Origin of the sequence: Streptococcus iniae (genome assembly GCF_030732225.1) — a bacterium.
Lineage (GTDB): Bacteria > Bacillota > Bacilli > Lactobacillales > Streptococcaceae > Streptococcus > Streptococcus iniae.
On sequence record NZ_CP132230.1, the window covers coordinates 909320 to 932707 of the forward strand.

At 36.1% G+C, this 23388-nt stretch carries 31 protein-coding genes and 1 pseudogene; all 32 read left to right on the plus strand.

From position 1 onward, the window contains the following. The first annotated feature begins 101 nt into the window (after positions 1-101). The 32 genes and pseudogenes from Q9317_RS04480 to Q9317_RS04635 all read left to right on the plus strand — a co-directional run bounded on the left by Q9317_RS04480 (position 102) and on the right by Q9317_RS04635 (position 23382). Positions 102-380 (plus strand): DUF3310 domain-containing protein, encoded by a 279-nt coding sequence (locus tag Q9317_RS04480; RefSeq protein WP_016355937.1) that lies wholly within the window; start codon positions 102-104, stop codon positions 378-380. Further along, positions 373-1614, plus strand: a complete 1242-nt coding sequence (locus Q9317_RS04485; RefSeq protein ID WP_016355938.1) for a hypothetical protein — start codon at positions 373-375, stop codon at positions 1612-1614. Before Q9317_RS04480 ends, Q9317_RS04485 begins: the two co-directional genes overlap by 8 nt. A gap of 76 nt (positions 1615-1690) precedes the next feature. Then, a complete protein-coding gene (locus Q9317_RS04490; RefSeq protein ID WP_016355939.1) occupies positions 1691-2032 on the plus strand; it encodes a hypothetical protein in 342 nt (113 codons plus the stop codon). Further along, a complete protein-coding gene (locus Q9317_RS04495) occupies positions 2029-2442 on the plus strand; it encodes a YopX family protein (protein ID WP_016355940.1) in 414 nt (137 codons plus the stop codon). The genes Q9317_RS04490 and Q9317_RS04495 overlap by 4 nt, the downstream gene beginning before the upstream one ends. A 2-nt stretch (positions 2443-2444) precedes the next feature. Then, positions 2445-2765 carry a hypothetical protein gene (locus Q9317_RS04500; protein WP_016355941.1) on the plus strand — a complete coding sequence of 107 codons (321 nt, stop codon included), beginning with the start codon at positions 2445-2447 and terminating at the stop codon, positions 2763-2765. Then, a complete protein-coding gene (locus Q9317_RS04505) occupies positions 2762-2986 on the plus strand; it encodes a PilN family protein (RefSeq protein WP_016355942.1) in 225 nt (74 codons plus the stop codon). The genes Q9317_RS04500 and Q9317_RS04505 overlap by 4 nt, the downstream gene beginning before the upstream one ends. 78 nt (positions 2987-3064) lie before the next feature. Beyond that, entirely contained in the window at positions 3065-3301 is a 237-nt protein-coding gene (locus Q9317_RS04510) for a hypothetical protein (protein ID WP_016355943.1), read from the plus strand. 724 nt (positions 3302-4025) lie between these two features. Further along, positions 4026-4388, plus strand: a complete 363-nt coding sequence (locus tag Q9317_RS04515) for a hypothetical protein (RefSeq protein WP_122023708.1) — start codon at positions 4026-4028, stop codon at positions 4386-4388. Then, complete coding sequence (locus tag Q9317_RS04520; RefSeq protein WP_016355944.1) at positions 4381-4773, plus strand: hypothetical protein; 393 nt, start codon at positions 4381-4383, stop codon at positions 4771-4773. Before Q9317_RS04515 ends, Q9317_RS04520 begins: the two co-directional genes overlap by 8 nt. Next, complete coding sequence (locus tag Q9317_RS04525; protein WP_183121172.1) at positions 4770-4943, plus strand: hypothetical protein; 174 nt, start codon at positions 4770-4772, stop codon at positions 4941-4943. Before Q9317_RS04520 ends, Q9317_RS04525 begins: the two co-directional genes overlap by 4 nt. 288 nt (positions 4944-5231) lie before the next feature. Continuing rightward, entirely contained in the window at positions 5232-5645 is a 414-nt protein-coding gene (locus Q9317_RS04530; RefSeq protein WP_305981600.1) for a DUF722 domain-containing protein, read from the plus strand. Positions 5646-5654: 9 nt separating this feature from the next. After that, entirely contained in the window at positions 5655-6122 is a 468-nt protein-coding gene (locus tag Q9317_RS04535; RefSeq protein WP_016355945.1) for a hypothetical protein, read from the plus strand. Between the two features lie 471 nt (positions 6123-6593). Then, positions 6594-6956 carry a phBC6A51 family helix-turn-helix protein gene (locus Q9317_RS04540; RefSeq protein ID WP_016355946.1) on the plus strand — a complete coding sequence of 121 codons (363 nt, stop codon included), beginning with the start codon at positions 6594-6596 and terminating at the stop codon, positions 6954-6956. Continuing rightward, positions 6937-8220, plus strand: coding sequence for a PBSX family phage terminase large subunit (locus tag Q9317_RS04545; RefSeq protein WP_016355947.1), 1284 nt, complete (start codon positions 6937-6939; stop codon positions 8218-8220). The genes Q9317_RS04540 and Q9317_RS04545 overlap by 20 nt, the downstream gene beginning before the upstream one ends. Then, positions 8220-9530 (plus strand): phage portal protein, encoded by a 1311-nt coding sequence (locus Q9317_RS04550; RefSeq protein WP_016355948.1) that lies wholly within the window; start codon positions 8220-8222, stop codon positions 9528-9530. The genes Q9317_RS04545 and Q9317_RS04550 overlap by 1 nt, the downstream gene beginning before the upstream one ends. After that, positions 9517-10437: a minor capsid protein gene (locus Q9317_RS04555; RefSeq protein WP_016355949.1), complete on the plus strand. Its 921-nt coding sequence runs from the start codon at positions 9517-9519 to the stop codon at positions 10435-10437. The genes Q9317_RS04550 and Q9317_RS04555 overlap by 14 nt, the downstream gene beginning before the upstream one ends. 206 nt (positions 10438-10643) lie before the next feature. After that, the gene (locus tag Q9317_RS04560; protein WP_016355950.1) at positions 10644-10895 is read left to right on the plus strand and encodes a DUF6275 family protein; all 252 of its coding nucleotides are present in this window, start codon (positions 10644-10646) and stop codon (positions 10893-10895) included. Between the two features lie 206 nt (positions 10896-11101). Further along, positions 11102-11674 (plus strand): DUF4355 domain-containing protein, encoded by a 573-nt coding sequence (locus tag Q9317_RS04565; protein WP_016355951.1) that lies wholly within the window; start codon positions 11102-11104, stop codon positions 11672-11674. A 15-nt stretch (positions 11675-11689) separates the two neighbouring features. Further along, positions 11690-12583, plus strand: a complete 894-nt coding sequence (locus tag Q9317_RS04570) for a phage capsid protein (RefSeq protein WP_305981601.1) — start codon at positions 11690-11692, stop codon at positions 12581-12583. Continuing rightward, positions 12584-12865, plus strand: a complete 282-nt coding sequence (locus Q9317_RS04575; RefSeq protein ID WP_016355953.1) for a Rho termination factor N-terminal domain-containing protein — start codon at positions 12584-12586, stop codon at positions 12863-12865. Between the two features lie 8 nt (positions 12866-12873). After that, positions 12874-13215, plus strand: a complete 342-nt coding sequence (locus tag Q9317_RS04580; protein WP_016355954.1) for a hypothetical protein — start codon at positions 12874-12876, stop codon at positions 13213-13215. Beyond that, a complete protein-coding gene (locus Q9317_RS04585; RefSeq protein ID WP_016355955.1) occupies positions 13212-13523 on the plus strand; it encodes a hypothetical protein in 312 nt (103 codons plus the stop codon). The genes Q9317_RS04580 and Q9317_RS04585 overlap by 4 nt, the downstream gene beginning before the upstream one ends. Continuing rightward, a complete protein-coding gene (locus tag Q9317_RS04590) occupies positions 13520-13921 on the plus strand; it encodes an antigen C (RefSeq protein ID WP_016355956.1) in 402 nt (133 codons plus the stop codon). Before Q9317_RS04585 ends, Q9317_RS04590 begins: the two co-directional genes overlap by 4 nt. Before the next feature lie 3 nt (positions 13922-13924). After that, complete coding sequence (locus Q9317_RS04595; protein ID WP_016355957.1) at positions 13925-14335, plus strand: DUF5072 family protein; 411 nt, start codon at positions 13925-13927, stop codon at positions 14333-14335. A gap of 12 nt (positions 14336-14347) precedes the next feature. Next, on the plus strand, positions 14348-14854 hold the full coding sequence (locus Q9317_RS04600) for a phage major tail protein, TP901-1 family (RefSeq protein ID WP_016355958.1): 507 nt from the start codon (positions 14348-14350) through the stop codon (positions 14852-14854). Positions 14855-14869: 15 nt separating this feature from the next. After that, positions 14870-15187, plus strand: coding sequence for a hypothetical protein (locus Q9317_RS04605; RefSeq protein WP_016355959.1), 318 nt, complete (start codon positions 14870-14872; stop codon positions 15185-15187). Between the two features lie 155 nt (positions 15188-15342). Beyond that, positions 15343-15621 (plus strand): hypothetical protein, encoded by a 279-nt coding sequence (locus Q9317_RS04610; protein WP_016355960.1) that lies wholly within the window; start codon positions 15343-15345, stop codon positions 15619-15621. Continuing rightward, a pseudogene (locus Q9317_RS04615) lies at positions 15614-16213 on the plus strand (hypothetical protein); the annotation flags it as partial. The gene Q9317_RS04610 and the pseudogene Q9317_RS04615, both read left to right, overlap by 8 nt. 316 nt (positions 16214-16529) lie before the next feature. Continuing rightward, entirely contained in the window at positions 16530-17042 is a 513-nt protein-coding gene (locus tag Q9317_RS04620; protein ID WP_016355962.1) for an NUMOD4 motif-containing HNH endonuclease, read from the plus strand. 404 nt (positions 17043-17446) lie between these two features. Continuing rightward, the gene (locus Q9317_RS04625) at positions 17447-18997 is read left to right on the plus strand and encodes a phage tail protein (RefSeq protein ID WP_305981602.1); all 1551 of its coding nucleotides are present in this window, start codon (positions 17447-17449) and stop codon (positions 18995-18997) included. Then, entirely contained in the window at positions 18998-20488 is a 1491-nt protein-coding gene (locus Q9317_RS04630) for a distal tail protein Dit (RefSeq protein WP_016355964.1), read from the plus strand. Continuing rightward, positions 20488-23382, plus strand: a complete 2895-nt coding sequence (locus Q9317_RS04635) for a phage tail spike protein (RefSeq protein WP_305981603.1) — start codon at positions 20488-20490, stop codon at positions 23380-23382. Before Q9317_RS04630 ends, Q9317_RS04635 begins: the two co-directional genes overlap by 1 nt. Positions 23383-23388 lie beyond the last annotated feature (6 nt).

The window sequence follows — 23388 nt, forward strand, 5'->3', positions numbered from 1 at the left end:
TATTTAGAAAAAGTTTTGGAAAAATTAAAACAAAAAGTTTTGGTTACGTGCAAAAACACCAACCGAAGGACAGGCAAAAATTATTATGAGGGGTTTAGTGAATGGATAAGAAAGTAAATAAATTTGATAGTCCAATGGATGCTTACGCTTACGCTTTTAAAGATAACGTAAAAAACGTATCACACTATCAAGGTAAAAATGGACTAGAAGTGTTTGAAGTACAAGAAAATTTCATTGGAGATTTAGCAGGTATGCAAGCATTCCATTGGTGCAATGTTGTTAAATACATTTTGAGATTTCAAAAAAAGAACGGTATTGAGGATCTAAAGAAAGCTAGACGATACCTAGATTTGATGATTGCTGAGGTAGAGAATGGCTAAACAGTTTAACCAAGAAAACGTAATTTACATTTTAAGAAACTACTTTGATTTGAGTTGGGAAAATAGGACTAAAGAATTAAATAAGCTTGATAACCCTGATCATTACAAAGGTGATGACTTAAGAAGCTATTGTCGTAAAAAAGAAAATGCGGACTGGTATGCAGAGTTTAAGCGGAAAAACGGTAGCCATAAAACTCTTAGCCACTATGACATGCATAGAAACACTGACTTATCATTTACAAACAAAATCAAGTCATTAATTATTCAAGGCGAGACAATCACAGAGGATGTTATCCTTGATGTCGCTGGTATGGATAAAGATGAGTGGAAAGTAGACGATCACGTTAAGTTTAATGAGTGGCCAACGCCTATGGATGGTGAAGCATTCTACAATTTCCAATTCCGTGTGAGCTTTAGTAAACGTCCAATGGTTGAGATGCGACCAGAGAAATTGTTGCATTTACTGAAAAACGTAACAGATAGAAAAATTAAATTCCTTCCAACCACTAAGAAACTAAATAAATACCTTTATATTCCATTGGCTGATATGCACTTTGGTCATAACAAACTTGAAGATTACGAAAAAATCAATGAAGAACTCCAAGGATGGATTAAAGAGGGATACAAAAAAATCCTTATTAGTATTCATGGCGATTATTTTCACGTAGATAACTTTCTTGGAACGACCGAAAAAGGGACTAAGGTTGATGATATTGACTTTGTGGCAGGCATTGAAGATGGTTACAAATTCCTACTACCATTAATAGAGTTATCAATTAAATATGCAATTGAAGTAGAGCTGGTATACCTAAGGGGTAATCACGCACCATCAATTGACTTTATGTTTGCAAATGCGATCAAGAAGATGTATCCGAACATATCCGTAGACGATTCCATAGATGAATATAAATGCCATTGGCTTGGAAATAACATTGTGCTAGGTCACCACGGGGATAAGCGACGGAAGTTAACGGATCTAAAAGATATTTTTACAACTTATTTTGCCAAAGAATGGGGATTGTCTAGTAGCAGATATATCTTTACTGGGCACTTACACCATGAGACAAGTATCTCAAAAGGCGGTGTTACCCATTATCAGGTACAAAGTCCAAGCAAGGCAAGTACATATGATAAAGCATATGGATTTAATACTAGCGAAGAAGGCAGTCAAATATTTATATTTAATAAAAACAAACGGAAAAACATTATTTATTTAGGAGATGATGACGAATGATCGTAGTTTACTTACTGCTAGTGTTTCTAGCAATTGCAACTATTTTACTGTTTTTGATTATGTGTGGGGTGATTAAATGATTAAGTTGACGAAAAAAGAAGATGAAGTATTAAGTAGTTTTAATGGAATTGAAGATGCAGCTATAAAGACAGATTTAATAAATTGGTTATTTGCAGGAGATGGATTGTTAAGTGAAAATTTTAACACTGATGAATTAAAACTAAAAGCTACCCAAGCTATCCTAGACGGTGAATGGGAAGTGGAAGAACCAATGACACTAGATGAATTTAAAGAAGAATATAAGTTACTTAAAAGTGAATATAACAGATTGAGAGTCGTAGGTAATTTGTCAGCAACTAGAATTCATCAAGAAGCTGTCACGAAGTTAGTTGAGGAATTTTTGGAGGAAGTGGAATGATTAAATTTAGAGGGTTTAACAAAAAAACTAAAAAAATGTATAGCGTCGAGGGGTTTAAAACAAGTGAACGCAAAATATACAGATGCAGCTTAGCAGATGATGAGTTTCGCTCTGGTCGCTTAGAGACGTTTCATTTTGTAGAGGATAATCTTGACAACTATATTCTCATGCAATCAACAGGTCTGTTTGATAATAATGACGTGGAAATTTTTGAAAAAGATATTGTAGTGAATCAATATGGTAATGTTGGATATGTTGCTTATCTAAAGCAAGAGGCTGGATTTGTAGTTGTACTAAAAAAAAGTGATTATAGATTAGGTCATAGAAACACAGGTGAGAGTTACGATGTAACAAATAATCACGACATCATTGGAAACATATATGAAAATCCTGACTTACTGGAGGTATAAAAATGAAACAACTATTAAGAATTACTAGAACTTACGGAAAAAGTGATGCAGATGGATATACAAACGAAGTGATTATCACATCGCAAAAAGAACTAGAGGAAGCAATCGAAGATAACATTTGGAACGAAGAACCTTGGGAAACATTAAAGTTTGGTGAAGAAGGGTGGGCTGGTGCGAATTTAAGTGGTGGCGGTTGGGATGAACCCACTGGTGTTGATTTTCAGTTGCTTAATATATCTACAGCTATAGCTGAATTAGAGAAACAAAAAGTCGATATAGACCGTAAAATTAAAGAATACAAGTTACTGGAGGAAGTGGAATGAAAAATGATTTTTTGTCTTGGCTCAACTCTGTTTTATTAGGACTTGTTATTTGCATTGCGCTCGCTTGCAGTACTGTTAATAAAGAAAATAATCAATTAAAACAACGTAATAACCACCTCAAAACAGAACTTAAATCAAAAGACCAACAAATCAAAGGGCTGTCTGAGCAAGTGAGTAGACAGACGAAACGGATAGCAGAGTTGACAGGGAATGGGGGATAAGGATGAAGCATGAGTTATTTAATGACCACTTTGAAAATGCGAAGCAGATGACAATATATGATTTTTTGGAGAAAAACTATGATACACACTAGACGATACGTCAACAAAGCAAAATACGCACCAAGAATGACCGATTCGTTAAAACCTTTGGACGTTGCGGAGTTATTAAAAAAAGAAATTGACTGCAATAACATTCCTTTTGAAATTGTCAGCGAAGCTACAGGAATACATGTCAAGCGTGTAGAACGGATTTACTACAATGACTTACCGAAAGAAGATGAGATGGTGCGTATTTTAGAGTGGGTGGGGAAATAGGAGATTGTAATGGCTGTACGATACGAAGAAAATGGAATTTACATAGCAGAATGCAATATTTGCAGATGCTTGCTTGTCGTTAAAAAAAATAGTCAAAATGAAATGGAACTATTTATGAAAAATAATGGTTGGGAAATTTGGAAGAGCCATAACGTACATCAACCAAATTGTGTCTGCTACAACTGTAAAAGTATGGTTGAGAGTCTAATAAATAAATAGAGGTGGGAAAGGAAGGAGATTATAATGGCGAAAAAATGTATAAAATGTGAAAAAGGAGTGGCGTATTGTTTCTCGGAACTTTGCTTTTCTTGTGAGAAAGAGAAATATGAGAGACAACTTACCGATGACATTCTTTCCGGGAAAGTAGTTGAGACGGAATGTGAAGATGATATTTTTTGCCCTTGGTGCGGAACTCGGCACGACCCATTCGATGTAGCCGAGGACTATTCGTACATGGATGAGGACGAACGCATAAATCAATGTCATGAATGTTGCCTTGATTTTACATATAGAGCCAATGTATCTATTACATTTTCAACAAGGAGATTATAATGGCGAGAGTGATTAAAGTGCCGGTTACGGACGAAAATGGAAAGTTAATCTATACACACAGAATGTTATCATGCTCTAAATGCGGACATTATCCACTTGATATTAGCATAGATTATTGTCGTAGTTGTTTATCGAAACAACATTTCACACAAAAACAAATAGATGAATTTGAATGAAAAAGAAAAAGAAAGAACCGCCATTGAATACCAACAAGTATCGTGACGAAAAGTGGTTTCCGCTGATTGGACATGAGCGAATGTACGAAATAAGTGATTACGGAAGGCTGAAACAGATTTGTACAAATGGAGGGCTGCCAATCAAAATAATTCAGAAAGGTATGAAGTTTAAACGCAAAGACAGGAAAGAATTGATTGTGAATATTATCAGTCCTAAGACAGGAAGAGCGAACAACGTACCTTTGCGCTTTCTAATGGAGATGCAATTTTTTGACAGGAAGTACGTTAAACCGATAGATGGCGATTACACAAATTTAAAATTATGCAATTTAATGACATTGGAGGAAACAGATGAATAAACAGGAAGCGATTAAAAAAGTTAATGATTTATGGAGTTTTATTTTGGAAGATGGACCATTCGAGGTTGATTTAATCAACAAAAGTTGTGTCATTGACATCATAACCAAAATAGACGAACCAAAAGAAGATGAGATGGTGCGTATTTTAGAGTGGGTGGGGAAGAATGAAGATTATAATGGCGAAAGTTATTTACAAAGGAACATGCGGAGGAGAAAGATGAATAAACAGGAAGCGAAAGAGAAATTGCATAATTTAGCCTTTGCCAAAATGAACGCAAAACCAGATAAATTGCATTTAGCGGATGTTATGCAAATTATCTCCCAAATCGACGAACCGCAGAAAGTGACAATTCCTAAGTTCGTGGCGGAAGAGGTGACGGAATGAATGAAGAATTAGGTGTGTTGATTGGCGATGATAAAACATCCTACTTTTTTAAGATGAACGTCGATGGGAAACCATTGTATTGTAAAAGTTTCTTTAACGCATACCACTGCACACGCAAAGAAGCAGAACAGTTTCCACAATTTAAATGGGTTGCGCTGTCCGATTTATAACCAACAACGGTATCACGCAGGTTCAATTCCTGCGGTTGGTATTAGACCGAAAAAATAATAAAAAATAAGAAAGGCTCCTTACATAATAAGTACACATTCTAACGCAGATTATCGGTCATCTGTTATTATTCAAGGCACTGTGAGAATTCAATGCGGATCGTGTGCTTGTCCGAAAATAAAAAAAGAAAAGAGGTATAGCTACTCCGATAAGACAACAAAAAGCGCCCACAAAAGGACACTTTGGTATTAGTTCGTAACTATATTATACCATAAAATGGGGGCTTAATAGTGGGTAAACTTACAATGTCGCAGTTAAAAGCATTAGATGAATTATTATTTGAATATCCAAGCATAGACCACAAAATAGCAGTCAGAAAGCTTGAAGTAACAGATATTCCAAATGAAGATGTAAACATAGGAGGAGGAAAAGCAAACAGGGTATCTAAGCCCACAGAAAACATCATAGAGCGTTGGGATAGTGACAGACGACTAAATAGCTTATATGCCCAGAAAGAAGCGATAGAGAGCACACTAGACACCTTAGACGGCGATTTAACAGAAATATTCTGGTTAAGATGGTCAAGAGGCAGTGTTAACTCATGGGAAGAAATAGCACACAAAACATGTTACGACAGAGCTACAATATATCGTAAGCGTGCAAGGATATTGGAAATTTTTGCAGATTATTACGGGATTATATAGGGGGGTAAAATGGCTAAAGTAATAAACAATATAGCAGTGATGAATGATTTTTTAGAAACATGTGATGAGTATTTGAGTTATGACGGTATTGAAGAAGCAAATAGGATTTATGGTATTGAAATAACTTACGATTTGATAGAAGAGTATTCAAAAAAGGCAGGAAAAATCAAGGTTGATGACACGGTTAGAGCGTTTGTTGAAGCATCTGGGTATTCTTATGAATATCTTTTAGGATACAATCCAGTAGAAAGTTTTTTCAATTATACAGAAGTATTAGAATTGCAAAAGCACCATAACGAATATAAAAAATTGATTTCATATTTAGACAATACTGTTCAAGCTAATTACAAGCGTAGCAAAAAGAGTGTACCAAAAACAGAAAAAGGGAGGGAAGACCTAGAAGATAGAATGAAAGTAACAAATTATTTAGCGAATGTTTTTCAAGATATCAATATTACGATGGAGTTGCATCATTGATTAAAAAGCTAAAGATAAAATAAAATTTATATTGCGACAAATAACGCTATTAGTCGCACTTGTATTACTGTATTATTGTATTATCGGAATAGTAAGAAGAGATAACAATTAACAACTGGTCTACATATGATTAGACGATTACTTATAAATAAATCGAACTTACTATTCAGTTAGAGATAAATAATGGAAGTGTCGCAGGTTCGAATCCTGCTATCTCAATAGGAACATAGAGTAGTGATTGGAAAGCTACTGGTTGATAGCTACTTCTTGGCACATTAGATGTCACTGTGTCGGTTCGATTCCGACTGTTCCTATTAAACGTTTATAGAACTGTAGTAGTAGAGTAATAGGTTTGCTCGCAACGTGTAAAGCGTTGGCGTATTGGTTCGAGTCCGATCGCTACAGTTTGATTAGTCACTCATTGAGTGGCTTTTTATTATGTAAACTTTTGCCAAGTTTGGAGGTGATTCTTTGGCGAGTGAAAAAATGCAAAAAGCCATATATTTAGCGGTTTCAACAAATAAAACTCAAAAAGAAATTGCTGAAGAAATTGGCGTGGATGTGACAACTGTTTCCAAATGGAAAAAACATCCTGATTATAACGATGCTAAATTAAAAATTGAGCGTGAAGTTTTAGGTGATTTAACTGGGTTAGCTATTAAGACGTATCGTGATTTATTATTAAATGGTCGCAGTGAACAAGTTAAGTATTTAGTGGCACAAGATTTATTAGATAGGACTGGTCACAAAGTAACCGACAAGCAAGAAATATCCATTGATGAGCCTATTGTATTAACAAATAGTTGGTTAGATGATGCAAAAAAAGATAATTGATATAGCAGACATCATTCCAATCGCTTTTAAACCAGTAGTGCAGGCAACATGGAACAAAGATATCTTACACGTAGCTTGTAAAGGTGGGCGTGGGTCTGGTAAGTCATCTAACATTGCACATATCATCACACGCTTAATTGTACAGTATCCTGTCAATGCGGTTTGTATCCGTAAGACTGATAACACACTTGAACAGTCGGTTTATGAACAATTAAAATGGGCTATTTCAGAGCAAGGATTGACGCGGTACTTTAAGTTTAATAAATCACCACTACGGATAACATACATCCCCAGAGGCAACTATATTGTGTTTAGAGGGGCGCAGAACCCTGAGCGTATCAAGTCGTTAAAAGATAGCAGGTTTCCGTTTGCTATTGGTTGGATTGAAGAACTTGCAGAGTTTAAAACTGAAGATGAAGTAAAGACTATTACTAACTCACTACTACGTGGAGAGCTTGGCGATGGCCTTTTTTATAAGTTTTTTTATACATACAATCCGCCTAAACGTAAACAATCTTGGGTTAACAAAAAATATGAGACACAATTTCAGGTGTCTAACACGTTCGTACACGCTTCTACTTACTTAGATAATCCATTTATAGCTAAAGAGTTTATAGAGGAAGCAGAAGCCACTAGACAACGTTCTGAGCGTCGTTATGAATGGGAGTATCTCGGTAAGGCTATTGGTAGTGGTGTTGTTCCTTTTGATAACTTACGCTTTGAAGAGATTACGGACGAGCAGTTACAATCATTTGATAACATACGCATGGCAGTTGACTTTGGTTATGCTACTGACCCTCTAGCTTTTGTTAGATGGCATTACGACAAGAAGCGTAACGGTATTTATGCAATGGATGAATACTACGGTCAGAAGATATCAAATAGGCAGTTAGCAAAATGGTTAAAATCAAAAGGCTATTCAAATGATGAAATATACGCAGATAGCGCTGAACCTAAGTCGATAGCAGAGTTAAGAAATGAGTTTGGTATCAAACGTATCAAAGGCGTTAAAAAAGGTCCTGATTCAGTTGAATTTGGGGAGCGCTGGCTTGATGACTTGGATTTTATATGTATAGATCCAAAACGAACACCTAAGATCGCATTTGAGTTTGAAAACATTGATTATCAAGTGGATAGAGATGGCAATCCTAAACCACGCCTAGAGGATAAAGATAATCATGCTATCGATGCCACACGGTACGCATTTAATGACGATATGAGAAATCATAAAACAATAGTTAAAACATTTAAAGGAGGTATCTAGTGTCAAATATTTTTACACAACAAAGAGATACGGAAATGACAAGTGAGTTATTAACGCAAGCAATTGCTGAGCACTCGAAGCTTGTCCCACATTATTTAAAACGCAAGAAAATGTATGAGGGATTACATGACATTTTAGAGCAAGAGGCAAAAGAAAAATATAAGCCAGATAATCGTTTGGTTGTCAACTTTGCAAAGTATATCGTAGATACGTTTAATGGGTATTTTATTGGCAATCCAATTAAAGTAAGTCATGATAATGAGAAAGTTAATAAGTATCTTGATTTTTTAGATGGATACAACGACCAAGATGATAATAATGCGGAGTTATCTAAGATATGTTCTATTTATGGGCATGGATATGAGCTTATCTTTGCGGATGAAACTGCAAAAATAGGACTAACATATCTAACACCAATGGATGCATTTATTATTTACGATGATTCAATTAGAGAGATACCTCTCTTTGCAGTTCGATACTTTAAAAATAAAGACGGAATAATTGAAGGAACTTTTTCAGATAATCGAAATATTACTTACTTTGTTTTGGGCAAGGATGGTTTCGTGTTTGATGAGCCTAAGCCACACAATTTTGATGACGTTCCAATGATTGAATATGTCGAAAATGAAGAGAAAAAGGGTATTTTTGACAATGTTATCACTTTGATTAATGCATTTAATAAGGCAATATCAGAAAAGGCAAATGATGTTGAATATTATGCAGATGCTTATTTGTTGGTATTAGGGGCAGAGTTAGACGAAGAAAACCTCAAGACGCTACGAGATAGCAGAATCATTAACTTAAAAGATGAAGCTACAGCTAACTTGATAGTAGAATTCTTACAAAAACCAGACGCAGACGGAACACAAGAAAATCTATTGAATCGTTTAGAAGACTTAATCTTTAGAACTGCTATGGTGGTTAATTTATCGGATGAGAAATTTGGCAATTCTAGTGGAGTGTCACTAAGATACAAGTTGCAGGCTATGGACAATTTAGCAAAAACAAAAGAGCGCAAATTCACGTCTGGTATGAATAGACGGTACAAGATTATCTCAACGTTTCCGACATCTGATATTTCAGGCGATGAATGGGCATCTATTAAATATAAATTCACTCGCAATGTACCAGCTAATATGCTAGAAGAAAGTCAAATTGTAGGTGCATTGAAAGGTATTTTGTCTGACGAAACATTACTTGCTATGTTATCTAATGTAGATAATCCAAAGGCAGAACTAGAGCGAATAAAAGCAGAATTTGATGAAAGCAGTCCATATATCCCAAGGGTAATTGCTAATGAACAAACATAATTACTGGAAAAAAAGACAGAGCGAGCTTTGGGAGTCCTTAGAGCGTGATGAGAGCCTTTTGAAAGATAAGATGGCTAAATACTACTCTGAACAAGAAACGCTCTTAGAACGTGAAATAGGGGTGTATTTTAGCAAGTATGGTAAAGATAATGTAATTGAGTATAGAGACTTATTACAAAGGTTATCAAAAGAAGATAAAGACTTACTTTACAGAAATTATGATAATTTTGTTAAAAAATATCCACAGTATAAAGATTTAGCTCCTATCCGTGGTTCTATCTATAAGTTGGATAGACTTCAAGGGCTTGAATTAAGCATCAAGATGCAACAATTAGAAATTGGAGCAATTGAACAGGAAGCTGTTAGTGCTCATTTAGCTAAGACGTTTAAAAAAGGTTATAAAGAAACAGCTAAAACAATGGGTTTTAAAATTGATGACGTAGCAGTTGAAACTTTAATACGTGATAATTGGACTGGTCAAGGAGATTTTTCTGAAGCAATTTGGGGGAATAAACAAAAGTTGGTTAATTATCTAACAACCGACTTTAAAAATGGCATTATCCGAGGAGATAGCTTTGACAAGTTAACAAAACAATTACGAGATAGGTTCAGCAAGCAGTCAAATAGTAATTTAAATAGGTTGCTAACGACTGAGGGAACATACGTTAATAATCAAGCAATGATGAAGCCTTTTGAAGATAGTGGATTATATGACGAATTTGAGTTCGTGGCTGTGTTAGACGGTCATACCTCTTCATTATGTAAAGGGCTTGACGGACAAAAATTCCCAATGAAATCTAAACAAGTTGGAGTGAATTTCCCGCCAATGCATGCCAATTGTCGCAGTACGTTCGCAATGGTTATCCCAGATGACTATGTAGACAGATATGAAAAGGAGAATAGTTAATGTTTTGGACTTTATTTAGTGAATTATGCGGGTTCATTTTGTTTTTAATTGCTTTGGTGATTCTAATAGCAATAATTGTTAGCACTTATCAAGTAGTTAAAGAGCAATTGAAAAAATAGAAAGAAAAAAATGAAATATGAAAGTATATATCTTAACAAGTGTTGCAGGATATGCTTTTGATTAAAAATTAAAAAAGGAGAATTAATATGTTAGAAAGAGCAAAAGAATTAGCTTCAAAAGAATTTAGTCGGTTGTCTGGTGTAGAAGTAAAGCCAGAGGACTGTTATGTAGTTTGGTTTAGCAAAACTCTACAAAACTGGAAAGCTTTGGTTAGCACAAACAAATTGCACTCAAGCTCTAATCAAGGTAATTATGCCGAAGTTACTCATAATGGTGACATGGATGAAACATACGTGGATGTTTATAAAAAAATATCAAACAAAGCATATAAAGATTAATCAGAAAGGAGCATCACACCTTGAAACCATCAGAAAACTGAAAGGAAGTGATCTAACATCTTGACTGGTAGGAATAGACTACTAACAAAATATTTCGCTTAGACCTTGACAGGTCTTTTTATTATGTCCTGAGCATGACATTAAACTACTTAAATAAAATCGCAATGCACTGGGGCTTATGCAATGGTGTGGGGCAGGAGGAAAAAATGAACGAAAACGAAGAAATTTTAGATAAATCTGGTGCACAAGAGGAAACTAAAACACCAACGTTTGATGAAGTATTGTCAGACCCTAAGAATCAAGCTGAATTTGATAAGAAGGTAGCTAAAGCATTAGAAACTGCACGTAGTAAATGGGAGCAAGAACAAGCAGATAAAGAAGATGAAGCAAAAAAACTTGCTAGAATGAATGCAGAACAAAAGGCTCAGCATGAAAAAGACCAACTTCTCAAAGAGCTTGCGGAGCTTAAGGCAGAACGCACACGGTCAGAAATGACTACGACCGCTCGTGGCATGTTAAATGAAGCTAACTTGTCAATCGGTGATGATTTGATTAATCAATTAGTGGCTGACAATGCAGATGATACAAAAAAAGCTGTTGAAGGCTTTATTGACTTATTTAACGAAAACCTAGAAAAAGCAATTAATGAACGTTTGAAATCGCCTTTACCAAAAACAAGTAAAGGAAACAATAGTCTGACAAAAGCTGACATTTTTGCAGTAAAAGACACAAACGAACGTCAACGCTTAATTTCTGAAAACTTACATTTATTTAATTAAAAGGAGAAATAACACATGGTAACAACACGCACATTCCCAGAAGAAAACTTGATCAAATCAACTGACTTAAAATATCCAATTACAATTGACGTAGCTAATAAATTTGAAGCTAATCTAAATAAATTGGTTGAAATGCTCGGAATCACACGTAAAATCTCAGTTAATGAAGGCATGACATTGCGCACATACTCTGGATATGACGTTACTTTAGGCGATGGGGCTGTACCAGAAGGCGAAGTAATCCCATTATCCAAAGTTGCTCGTAAAACACATTCTGAAAAAACTATTTCACTAAAAAAATATCGTAAAGCAACTACTGCTGAAGATATCCAAATGTTTGGCTCTAATGAAGCAGTAACAAATACAGACAACGCTTTAATCCGTGAGTTACAAAAACAAGTCCGCAAAGACTTTGTGACTTCTTTGAAAACTGGAACAGGTACAGAAAAAGCTGTTGCACACGGTTTACAAGGCGCTCTAGCTACTGCATGGGGTAAATTACAAGTCTTGTTTGAAGATTATGGTTCTGAGCAAGCTGTAGTCTTTGCTAACTCAATGGATGTTGCTGAATATGTTGGTAAAGCGAATATCACAACACAAACAGCATTTGGATTGACTTACTTAGTTGACTTCACAGGCACTTTAATCATTGCCACAAATGACATCACAAAAGGCGAAATTTGGGCAACTGTACCAGAAAACTTAATCTTGGCACACATTAACCCTAATTCATCTGCGGTTGCTCGTGAGTTTAACTTATCAGGCGATGAAACAGGGTTCATTGGTATGACACACTTTACTGAAAATACTACAATGACAATCCAAACATTACTAGCATCTGGAATTTTACTATATCCTGAGCGTATTGACGGAATTGTTAAAGTACAACTTACAGCAGGAGTTCAATAAATGAATTATAAAGTTGAAGAACGTTTCTTTGACTTATTAGATAATAGCTTTGTTTACGAGGTTGGAGATGTCTTTCCTCGTAAAGGCTATGAACCAACAAAGGAACGATTAGAAAGTCTGTTGTCAACTAATAACGCTTATCACAAACCTTTTATTTCAGCATCTGAAAACTTGCACGATATGAAAGTAACTGAATTAAAAGAAAAAGCTAAAGAATTAGGGATTGAATTACCAGCTAAAACAAACAAGGAAGAAATTATTGAATTAATTGAAAAGAAATGAGGTGACTTATGAGTGCTAATGAAGACATTCTAGCTCGTGTAAAAATAAGGTTATCTGACGAAACCAATGTTAATCCATTACTTCTTTCTGAATTAGTTCAAACCGCTATTGATCGTATTAACTTAAAAGTAGGAGATGCTATTTTTAATCCTATTTTTAACTCTATTGCTGTGGATGTTGTGGTTAAAATGTATCGTAGATTATACTATGAGGGAATCTCGAGCGAAGACGCCGACACAATTAGAACAACATTTGTTAATGATTTATTGGCAGAATACGGCGAAGAGTTGACAAGTTACAAAAAAGACCGTTTAGCAATACTAAATAAAAAGGTGGTACGTTTCTTATGAGATATACCACTTTTAATTTGGTAACTAACGTATCAACAGGACAAAAAGACACCCTTGGAAATGACATCATAACTAAATCAGAATCTGTAAGTCATAAAGGGAGGTTTACGGAGTGGCACGCCAATGATGAGATTGTATACGGTCGAGATTTAACGTCTAGCAATCGTAAAATGATAAGTAATACAATAACACTAGGTGAAGCTAAAAAGGCATCACAAGTTAAATTAGACGGCAAATATTACGATATAAAATCAGTTAAAGATTTAGGTCGTTGGCGTTTGTTATTGATTAATGGTTATCGCTTATGAAATTTACAATTAAAGGCACTGAAAAGCTTGAAGAACGTTTTAGGGCAATGAATGCTATTCGATGGGATGGTGTTGTCAATAAAAGCCTTACTCAAATGTTTAATCGAGGGGCTAGACCGCCAGGCACGCCAGTTGGTAAACAAACAAAAAACCATAGCGCTGGGGAATTAAGACGTTCAAGAAGAAAGCAAGAAATTTCATCTAAAGATGGTTCTTATACAGGTTCTTTTTACTATACAAAAGACTATGCTCCGCACGTTGAATATGGGCGTAGGATAGTAAGAAAAGGCAAGCAAGTTGGTTATGTCAACGGTAAAAAATATCTTTTCAATAACGTTCAAAAACAACGTCAAATTTATTTTAAAGATATGTTAGCTGAATTAAGAAAGAAGAGGTAAGGTATGTTAAAAAAATTAGGTTTGACAGATTTACATGCCACTTTAAAGGAAACAATTGAAAAATATACAGGTGTTGTAGCGTATGATTCTGTCCCAGAAGATGCGCCTTCACCTTTTTATTTTATTGAGATTGTGGATAAACGACCAGAAGACACAAAAGTCATGTGGTGCGAAGTATTTACCATTTGGATACATGCAATTTCAGAAAAAGGAAAATCTAAAATTGCAATCTATAAAATGATTGAAGATTTAGAAGAAGCTTTAACAATGGAGTTGGCATTACCAGATGGTGTTGAAGTGCTACGACAAGTAGAAACTGGGATGCAGTCCTTACAAGAGGATGAAACAGGTGAGAATCATGCGATTATTGCCTATGAAATAAAAGTCGCTTATGGCTTTAAAACAAAGATATAAAAGGAGAAAATAATGGGAACAGAATTTGATAGTGGTGTGTATTGTAACTTTGATGCAAGCTCCACTAAAGCAATTGCAGGGAAAGACATTATCTTGGCAATTTTTGATGCAACTGGGGCTAAATTATTGGCAATCAGTGGGCAACAAGGGTTGACAATTAATCGTTCAGCAGATTCAATCGAAGTGTCGTCTAAAGATACCAAAGGCGGTTGGAAATCTAAAATCGCTGGTATGAAAGAATGGTCTATTGACAACGATGGTCTATACATACCTTCTGACGAAACACACAAAGAACTAGGCAAAGCGTTTGAAGCAAGCAATCCAGTTTGTATCAAAGTTGTTAACGGTAAAACTAAAAAAGGCATGTTTGGCGGACTAGCTTATGTCAGTGATTACTCACTAGAAGCACCATATGATGACGGTATGACTTACTCAATCAGTTTAGATGGTAACGGTGCATTAGTTGACTTGTCAACATTAACAGATCAAGCTAATTTAGTAGTAGCTATGCCTGAATAATAGAGAGCAGGAATAATGGAAAAAGAAATTATTACAATTGATGAAAAACAATATGAATTAAAATATAACGAAAAAACTATTGAAAATATTGAGTCAATCACAGGTAAAGCTTTTATGAGCATTATTATGAGTGATAAGGGAATGCTGTCTTTGGCAACTATGCGACAATACTTTTCAAATGCATTGTATGCGGTTGAAGGTGGTCGAGTATCTGCTGAACAAGGTTCTATTGTTTTCGAAAAAGTTTTAAATGCAAAAGGTTTTGCTTATGTAAACATGTTGATTATTACCACTGTCCAGCGTGACTGCCCTTTTTTCTTCCTAGGCGCTTAGTTGAGTTAGAGTATCTCGGTGGGAGTGAAGATAATACTGATTACGAATATATAGAACTAGCGAAGCAATACGAAAAAGATATTGACTTCGCTTTTTTCTTTGTTGAGTTTGGAATAACTAAAAACGATTTTTTAGAACTAACAAAAAGAGAAAAGTTGTTTATTCGTAAAGCTTGGGAAGATAAATTGGTTAGAGATAATGAGTTTATGAGGAATGCAGTATTAAACGCTGTTAGCAATGCTATGCGTAAAAAAGGCAGTAAGTTTTCAGACCTTTGGAAACGTAAGCAACAACCAGCAAATATGGATGTTGTCACAGCTCACTTAGAAATTATATCTATATCGGAAGAAACTGAAGGCAAGTCATGGGTTGATGCAATTTACAAAGCTAACAACTTAAAAAAACCAAACAGAGAGGAGGTAGATAATGGCTGATTATACTTTAGGTGTTGACGTAACAGGTGATGCTTCGAGCATGCAAAAGGAATTTGATAAAGCTCAAAAAGCAGTTGAAGCTTTAAAGAAAAAAACTGAAGAAGCAAATAAAACAGCTTCGGGAACTTTCAGTGAAATGTCAAAAAGCATAGGAGATACCTCTGAAAAGTTAAGAAGTTTTGGCGATAAAATGAGCGGTGTCGGTGAAAAAATAGCGGATGTTGGTTCTAACATGACAAAATGGATTACAACTCCAATTGTTGGGGCGGTTGGTTACGCAGTCAAAGCTTACGCAGATCTGGAACAAGCCGTGGGCGGTGTTGAAACACTGTTCAAAAGCTCATCAAAAGAAGTAATTTCAAATGCTGAAAAAGCCTATAAAACAGCTGGAATATCATCTGTTAAATATATGGAACAAGTTACTTCATTTTCAGCTAGCTTATTACAAGGTCTTGGCGGGGATACTGCTAAGGCTGCCAAGGTGGCAGATAAAGCTATCATTGACATGTCTGACAACGCCAACAAGATGGGTACATCTATTGAGTTAATCCAAAATGCTTACCAAGGTTTTGCGAAAGGTAATTTTACGATAGAATTAATGTCCGCTGCATAGGTGACTATGTAGATGAAAGTGTGTGAACCCTACTAGGGGTGTGAAGTCAAAATATAGCAGGAAATGGCTATTGAGATGGCTTTGCTAACAGGGGAAGTCTAAAACGATTATAGCTTTTCGTCATGATTATCCTGTGCTAAGCTTTATGCGTATAAACCAAATTATTATTGACTGATAGATGATAATTTGGTATAATATATAAAGAAAGTCAAACGACTATGAGTTTGTTACTCAGTACTGTATCTATTAGTACGATATGGGAAGTGCACACCAACTTTAAAGGAGAATGAAAGCTATGGAGATGTGGAAAGATATTGATGATTTACCGGGGTATTCTATAAGCAATAAAGGAAGAGTCATGAAAAATGATACAGGTCAGATTATGGTGCTGGGCAAGAATAACGGATACGTTAGAATCGTTGTTGCTAAACACGTCCATAGGCTTGTAGCTAAAGCTTTTCTTGACGAACCTGAAAATGAAGAACAACTATGGGTAGACCATATAGACGGAAACCGTTCTAATAATGATGTTTCTAATTTGAGATGGGTTACTCCATCAGAAAATAGATTGGCGTTTGGCCATGAACAAAGAAGCATAAATAAACGGAGAAAAGTTAGAGCGACACATCTCGATGGCAAAGAAATAATTTTCGAATCAAGACAAGCCTGTGCTGAGTATTTTGGAACATCTGACAGCGAAGTTGTTTACAACAAGCGATATCAGAAGCACTCGTCTAAAAAAAGGACGAATCCAAATGCGCATGATAAAAAAGGCTGGATCTTTGAAAAAGTTGAAGATATAGTCTAATCCCTTAAGGTTTACGAAAAATCGTAAGCCTTTTTAAATACCACGAAAGTGGGGGTATAAATGGTTAGATAACTTAAAACTGGGTAAACCTAAAAAACTAGCTCAGTATAAACCTCGTGAAAACGGTGAAACTCTAAACACATTATTATGTGCATGACAATACCGTGCTAAGCCTTTTTTAAAGGAAAGTGTAACGACTATCGAAACAGATTAAGCATTCTTATTTATAAAATAAGGTGCTTTTTTAATGGAGTAGAGTACACCCAAGTGGGTGGAAGTGCGAGGGTGCAGAAATGTACAAGAGATAGTCTAGTCTATATAGAAATATATAGCAGTTCATAAGAGAACGGTCATAAATTAACGACTTATGGCGAATATAAACGTACGGTGGCTCAAGGGAAGAAATGCAACGATTGCTTGAAAAAGCTGAAGAACTAACAGGAATTAAATATGACATAAACAACTTGTCAGATATTATCGAGGCAATCCATGTAATCCAAACCGAGCTTGGGATTACTGGAACGACTGCAGAAGAAGCTGAATCAACTATAAGTGGGTCTTTTAATCAGATGTTATCATCATTAAACAACCTATCAGCAGGTTTCGGTGATAAGAATGCAGATATAAAAAAATTGATGAATGAACTAGAACAATCCACTAAAACTTTTGTAACCAATGTATCCAATGTATTAAAAACAATATGGGACAACTTACCACTTGAACCTTGGCAAAAATGGACTTTTGGGGTAGTTGCATTGGCTGGACCAGTTTTATTAGTCTTTGGGCAATTAATTGTTGGAATTGGTAGTTTAATAACTGCATTTGGAACAATAGGAGGCGCAATATCTGGCATAGCTGGATGGTTTGGAGCGTTAACAGCTGAAGGCGGAGCTTTAGCAGGTGTATTTGGTTCGCTTGGTGCTGGACCTATAATCGCAATTTTTGCAGGTATAGCTCTTGCAGTTGGATTAGTTGTGTTAGCTATAAAAGATTTATGGACGAATTCCGAAGCTTTTAGAACTGCTGTAACAGAAATTTGGACAAGTATTTCAACGATGTTAACAAATGTTTGGAATAGTTTTATATTGCCTGTTTTTCAAGCAATAAAAGAAATAATAATGTCAGTAGTTGAAGAATCGTTAATTCCTTTATATAACAGTTTTAAACAGACATTAGAGGATATAGCTATTGAATTGTCAATCTTTTTAAAAAAAGCAGAACCATTTATTTCTACACTTGCTGAACTTTTTGGGAAAGTTCTTCCCCCTGTGCTTGAAACTTTAGGCGCTGTATTTAAAGGGGCGTTTGCAATTATCGCAAATGTAATGACCGTTTCATTTCAAACAATTAGTGGAATAGTAAAAAGCATACTTGAAGTATTAGGAGGATTAATAACTTTCATTACTGGTGTATTTACTGGGGATTGGCGCAAAGCTTGGCAGGGAATTGTGGATATGCTAGGCGGAATATTAGGTGGAATTGTTGCTATTTTTAAAGGAGTTATGAATGGTGTTATAGGCATTATCAATGGCGCAATAAGTGGCATTAATAGCTTAATAGGCACTGTTAATAAAATTCCCGGGGTGAATGTTGGCACTATTGGGAATATCCCTTACCTTGCTAGAGGTACTGACAATTGGCAAGGTGGCTTCGCTCGAATGAATGAAGGTGGACGTGGGGAGTTAACTTACTTGCCTGGTGGCTCTGTGGTAGTTCCACATGATATTAGCATGAAATATGCAAAAGAGAGCGCTCGTTCGCAATCAGGAATGGTAATGATCAGCGGTAATGATGAAATAGCTAAAAATGCCCTTAAATTAGCAAATGAAGCTGTTAAACGCCCTATTGTGTTAAATATCAATGGGCATGAGGTCGCTAGAACAACAGGTGGAGATATGAGAGACTATTTAAATAGTCGAGATATGACATTAAAACGATTGAGAGGTGAGGTTTAGATGACTACAATGACTTTTAATGATGTGGATTTATCTAGCCTCATCACTATCATGTCTGTCAATCGTGACATCGGTAACAATCGGCAAGCCGAAACTAATGACGCCCCATTTATTGGCTTACATGTTAAAAAAATCAAGACTAGCGCAAAAATAATCACAGTTGATTTTTATTTAAAGGACAGGACAAACGAGTACGCATTAAACCAGCTAAAACATAAATTAGCTGGTATTTTTAATGTCAATGAGCAAGTTAAAGTGACTTTTAGCGATGAGCCTGACAAATATTATCTAGCTATACCAATAAATAAAATATCGGCTAGCGATCCAATCGCTTGGCTAAGTCTAGTAAGTTTGGAACTGCTTGTTCCAGACGGTGTAGCCCACTCCGTCACGTATAAAAAAGCAACTGTGATGTCTGAGGCGGACGGCAAGCAAATTTTTGAAGTGACTAATAACGGTAATACGGACGCATTCCCCATTATCACCATCAAACACGGCACGGAAAATGGTTATCTAGGATTGGTAAATCAAACAGGGATATTCGAGGCTGGAAGTCGAGAAGAAACAGATCGTGAAACTGTCAATAAGTCTGAAATATTGCTTGATTATCGTGATGCTAAGATTGTCCAAGGGTTTAATAATGCTCAAAAAAACGTAGCGATCAATAATACTAATTTGCTAACACTTAAAAACACATTGTCTGTTATTGACTTGTGGGATAAAAAGCACATCAAGACAACATATAGAAATATGACAGGTTATAACGGAGGAAGTCTCACTTGGCCAATACCCGCTGACTCAAAAGGAGAGGCAGGCTCGTTGAACGATTGCATTTGGTGGAGACAAACGATGTGGAATGATGGTTTTAACCAATATGGCTTTATCCAAGTAACCGTATCGGACGAAAATGACCAATTTTTATATGGTGTCGAAACCTATAAGAGGTCTCAAGGTATAGATTGTGAGTACAACATTTTGGCCAGTGATGGTAACGGCAGCTTTGAAGTTTTAAAACGATTTACTTTTAAAGGGACTAATGAGTCTAGTGAAAATCCATTTAATACAGTTAATGGATTTGCTGAAATTAAACGAAATGACGACAAGTTATCTGTAGCGTGGAAAGGGTCCTCAATCCCGCTGGTAGCAAAAGGAATTAAGGGCCGTAAATCTAAAAAAATACACGTCATTATTGGTTCTATTGGTAGCAATCCAATGGTTGCGCACTTGTACTTAGACAGTCTCTATTATCGTAAAGATTTTATCGAGTCAATAGAAGATGTACCAAATAGATTCAGCGCAGGAAGCGAAGTTGTTATCAATAGTGAAAATGACACTTTTACAATCGACGGAATTAAAAAGATAAGCGAGATTATTGATATCCCAGACTTTATCAAAATTCCTCCAGGGAAAACAAACATAGAGTTGTACACTTCACAGTGGGTAGAATCAAAACCGCAAGTTGAAATTAAATTTGAAGAAAGGTATCTATAATGCTTATTACAATACACAATGCAGGTCTTGAAAAGGTAGCTTTTATCGACAATGACAAGCAAGATACCTTGAATTATTACAACGACAAGTTTTCGCAATACCTGAAAACAGCTAACTCGACTTTTGAGTTTACCGTTTACAAAAAAGGTATCAAATCAGACACAGTTAAAGAAAAGGCCTATCTGACATTAACAGAGAGGTCTTTTGTTTCGTTTAAATATAACGGACGCACTTATTTGTTTAATGTTATGACAACTGACGAAACAGACACAGAAATCCATTGTTACTGCGAAAATCTGAATCTCGAACTACTAAACGAGTATGCAGGACCTTATAAATCTGCAAATCAATTGTCATTTGTTGATTATTGCAATTTATTTGGTGTTTTAAAATATGGTGCGATAACAATCGGAGTCAATGAGGTAGCTGACCAAAAACGAACCATCGAATGGACTGGCCAAGATACTAATCTCAAACGCTTATTATCCATTGCTAATAATTTTGATGCAGAAATCGAATTTGTGACAAATCTTAAAAGCGACTCTAGTTTAAAGTCTTTTGTCATGAATATCTACAAAAAAAATGATGGTAAGAATCAAGGTGTAGGAAAACGCCGTGACGATGTCATTTTATCGTATGGCAAAAATATTGATGGTGTTAGACGTAAGATTGATAAGACTGGTGTATTTAATGCAGTTTATCCACGAGGTAAAGCTACAGTGACAACAACGACTACAACTGTTAAACAGGGGTCAGCAAAACTTGGAACTGTTACTTGGTCAGGAGGTAATCTTAATTACGCTGGGCATAACATTCCATCAGCTATTGTCGGCGAGATATTAAGTCTGTGTACACAACATAAATTGTTACCGTCAGGCGTATTTAGTCAACTATACTTAGAGTCATTTTGGGGGAATTCCAACGTTGCTCGTGTCGATAATAACTGGGGTGGTTTAACGTGGTCAGGCTCAACAACAAGGCCATCAGGTGTTAAAGTTACGCAAGGTAGTCCGAGACCATCAGCAGAGGGCGGTTATTATATGCACTTTGCTAATATATCTGATTACTTTAAAGATTACACCTATCTTTTGGCAGAGCAAGGCATCTATAAGGTAAAAGGTGCAAATACTATTGACGACTATACAAAGGGCCTGTTTAGAGTAGGCGGTGCAACATATGATTATGCTGCAGCTGGATATGCTCATTATGCACCGTTAATGCGAGACATTAGGTCTGGTATCAACCGCAATAATAACAATGCGATGGATAATATTGACAATCAATTTAAATCCATGGGTACAGTCGGGCAATCGCCAGTTACTCAGATTGCCAGTAAAACAAAATCCGTACTTGATCAAGCGTCGACTTTAAAAGGTAGATTGGTTGGGAGTGGTCAGTGCTACGCATTGTCTGCTTGGTATGCAAATGCATTAAACGGTCCAGGTCTTGGTGGAGGTGTCACTAGTTTAAGAGGGCTTATCGGCGGCGGTATGGCAGCATCACAAATCGGCACAGATTACAACTGGGGTCAGTTCGGCTGGAAATCAATAGTCCCTCGAAGCGTGGCTGATTTGATACCGGGTGCGATTGCAAACATCAAAGCAAACGCAGGTGGCCCAGTCTATACTAGCGGTTGGGGGCATACTGTAGTTATTAAAGCTATCTCTGGCGATACACTTACAGTCTTAGAGCAAAACTTCGCAGGGCATCAATACGTTGAAGAACGTAACTACTCAGCTAGTGCTTATTTAGGCGTTGTCCAAACTGTTTGTTATCCACCTGAAATCGTCCAAGGAAAACGCATCAATGGCACAACAGAGCCTACACCAGACAGCACAACAGAGACCTCAACAACGAGCGAAGAAAAAACTATCACTATCTCAAATGCTCTTTACAGAGAGTGGAAAAATGATAAAGGCGATGTTGAATTTTATGTAAAAAATGGGATGTTATATGCACCAATCTCTAAAGACCTCTATCCATCTGCTTTCAGTGGAAGAGAGATAGACGATAACTGGATTAGAAAAGACATTGAAGTCCAAACTGATGCAGAGGAAGTGCTTATATCAACTGCATTAGCAACGCTACGAAAAAACGCTTATCCTGCGATTACCTACGAAGTTGTTGGATATGTAGCTAATCTTGATGTTGGTGACACAGTTAAAATCAGCGATAAAGAGTACAGTCCTAGCCTGACATTAGAAGCGAGGGTCAGCGAACAACACATATCGTTTACAGAGCCAAATCAAAATAAAACTGTTTTTGATAACTACAAAGCCCTCGAAAACAAAACATCATCAATCTTAATAGACCGCATGAATGATATAGCTGAAGAAGCTAAACCATACGACTTAAGATTAATCACTGACAACGGGACTACGTTTAAAAATAGCACTGGAAGAAGCGTACTTACTGCTGAATTGTGGAAATCAAACAAAAAGTTTAATGCAACCTTCCAATTTAGGAATTTTGACACGTTGCTAGCTAGTGGTCTAACTTATACCGTTGACGGTTCAACAGTTCCGATTGAAAAGCCTTTTTTAGTATCAGTTGATGCATTTATTGGAAATGACTTAGTAGCTACAAGGCAAATAACATTTACTAATACAGGCGACGGTGTATCACCAATCTTGATGGTCATCAAGTCATCAAATGGCAACATATTTAAAAACAACATTATAAGCACTCGTTTAATTGCGACACTTTGGCGTGATAACAAGGAGATAGACATAGCAGGAAATGATTTTGCCTACGTTTGGACTAAAAAAAACGCTGACGGAACTCTTGATAAGACTTGGAATGCACAACATCAGACAAGTCAAAAATCAATAACAATCACACAATTTGACATCTGGCAACGAGCAACATTTGACTGTGATGTCACACCAATTTAAAAAGGA

What these genes read in the sequence shown, in the direction of transcription:
- Q9317_RS04620 (WP_016355962.1), top strand. Translation starts at nt 16,530, where the DNA reads ATGGAGATGTGGAAAGATATTGATGATTTACCGGGGTATTCTATAAGC.
- Q9317_RS04525 (WP_183121172.1), top strand. Translation starts at nt 4,770, where the DNA reads ATGAATGAAGAATTAGGTGTGTTGATTGGCGATGATAAAACATCCTAC.
- Q9317_RS04600 (WP_016355958.1), top strand. Translation starts at nt 14,348, where the DNA reads ATGGGAACAGAATTTGATAGTGGTGTGTATTGTAACTTTGATGCAAGC.
- Q9317_RS04635 (WP_305981603.1), top strand. Translation starts at nt 20,488, where the DNA reads ATGCTTATTACAATACACAATGCAGGTCTTGAAAAGGTAGCTTTTATC.
- Q9317_RS04490 (WP_016355939.1), top strand. Translation starts at nt 1,691, where the DNA reads ATGATTAAGTTGACGAAAAAAGAAGATGAAGTATTAAGTAGTTTTAAT.
- Q9317_RS04515 (WP_122023708.1), top strand. Translation starts at nt 4,026, where the DNA reads ATGAAAAAGAAAAAGAAAGAACCGCCATTGAATACCAACAAGTATCGT.
- Q9317_RS04580 (WP_016355954.1), top strand. Translation starts at nt 12,874, where the DNA reads ATGAGTGCTAATGAAGACATTCTAGCTCGTGTAAAAATAAGGTTATCT.
- Q9317_RS04510 (WP_016355943.1), top strand. Translation starts at nt 3,065, where the DNA reads ATGATACACACTAGACGATACGTCAACAAAGCAAAATACGCACCAAGA.
- Q9317_RS04545 (WP_016355947.1), top strand. Translation starts at nt 6,937, where the DNA reads ATGCAAAAAAAGATAATTGATATAGCAGACATCATTCCAATCGCTTTT.
- Q9317_RS04595 (WP_016355957.1), top strand. Translation starts at nt 13,925, where the DNA reads ATGTTAAAAAAATTAGGTTTGACAGATTTACATGCCACTTTAAAGGAA.
- Q9317_RS04625 (WP_305981602.1), top strand. Translation starts at nt 17,447, where the DNA reads ATGCAACGATTGCTTGAAAAAGCTGAAGAACTAACAGGAATTAAATAT.
- Q9317_RS04605 (WP_016355959.1), top strand. Translation starts at nt 14,870, where the DNA reads ATGGAAAAAGAAATTATTACAATTGATGAAAAACAATATGAATTAAAA.
- Q9317_RS04485 (WP_016355938.1), top strand. Translation starts at nt 373, where the DNA reads ATGGCTAAACAGTTTAACCAAGAAAACGTAATTTACATTTTAAGAAAC.
- Q9317_RS04570 (WP_305981601.1), top strand. Translation starts at nt 11,690, where the DNA reads ATGGTAACAACACGCACATTCCCAGAAGAAAACTTGATCAAATCAACT.
- Q9317_RS04535 (WP_016355945.1), top strand. Translation starts at nt 5,655, where the DNA reads ATGGCTAAAGTAATAAACAATATAGCAGTGATGAATGATTTTTTAGAA.
- Q9317_RS04590 (WP_016355956.1), top strand. Translation starts at nt 13,520, where the DNA reads ATGAAATTTACAATTAAAGGCACTGAAAAGCTTGAAGAACGTTTTAGG.
- Q9317_RS04565 (WP_016355951.1), top strand. Translation starts at nt 11,102, where the DNA reads ATGAACGAAAACGAAGAAATTTTAGATAAATCTGGTGCACAAGAGGAA.
- Q9317_RS04560 (WP_016355950.1), top strand. Translation starts at nt 10,644, where the DNA reads ATGTTAGAAAGAGCAAAAGAATTAGCTTCAAAAGAATTTAGTCGGTTG.
- Q9317_RS04630 (WP_016355964.1), top strand. Translation starts at nt 18,998, where the DNA reads ATGACTACAATGACTTTTAATGATGTGGATTTATCTAGCCTCATCACT.
- Q9317_RS04505 (WP_016355942.1), top strand. Translation starts at nt 2,762, where the DNA reads ATGAAAAATGATTTTTTGTCTTGGCTCAACTCTGTTTTATTAGGACTT.
- Q9317_RS04520 (WP_016355944.1), top strand. Translation starts at nt 4,381, where the DNA reads ATGAATAAACAGGAAGCGATTAAAAAAGTTAATGATTTATGGAGTTTT.
- Q9317_RS04495 (WP_016355940.1), top strand. Translation starts at nt 2,029, where the DNA reads ATGATTAAATTTAGAGGGTTTAACAAAAAAACTAAAAAAATGTATAGC.
- Q9317_RS04575 (WP_016355953.1), top strand. Translation starts at nt 12,584, where the DNA reads ATGAATTATAAAGTTGAAGAACGTTTCTTTGACTTATTAGATAATAGC.
- Q9317_RS04555 (WP_016355949.1), top strand. Translation starts at nt 9,517, where the DNA reads ATGAACAAACATAATTACTGGAAAAAAAGACAGAGCGAGCTTTGGGAG.
- Q9317_RS04500 (WP_016355941.1), top strand. Translation starts at nt 2,445, where the DNA reads ATGAAACAACTATTAAGAATTACTAGAACTTACGGAAAAAGTGATGCA.
- Q9317_RS04585 (WP_016355955.1), top strand. Translation starts at nt 13,212, where the DNA reads ATGAGATATACCACTTTTAATTTGGTAACTAACGTATCAACAGGACAA.
- Q9317_RS04480 (WP_016355937.1), top strand. Translation starts at nt 102, where the DNA reads ATGGATAAGAAAGTAAATAAATTTGATAGTCCAATGGATGCTTACGCT.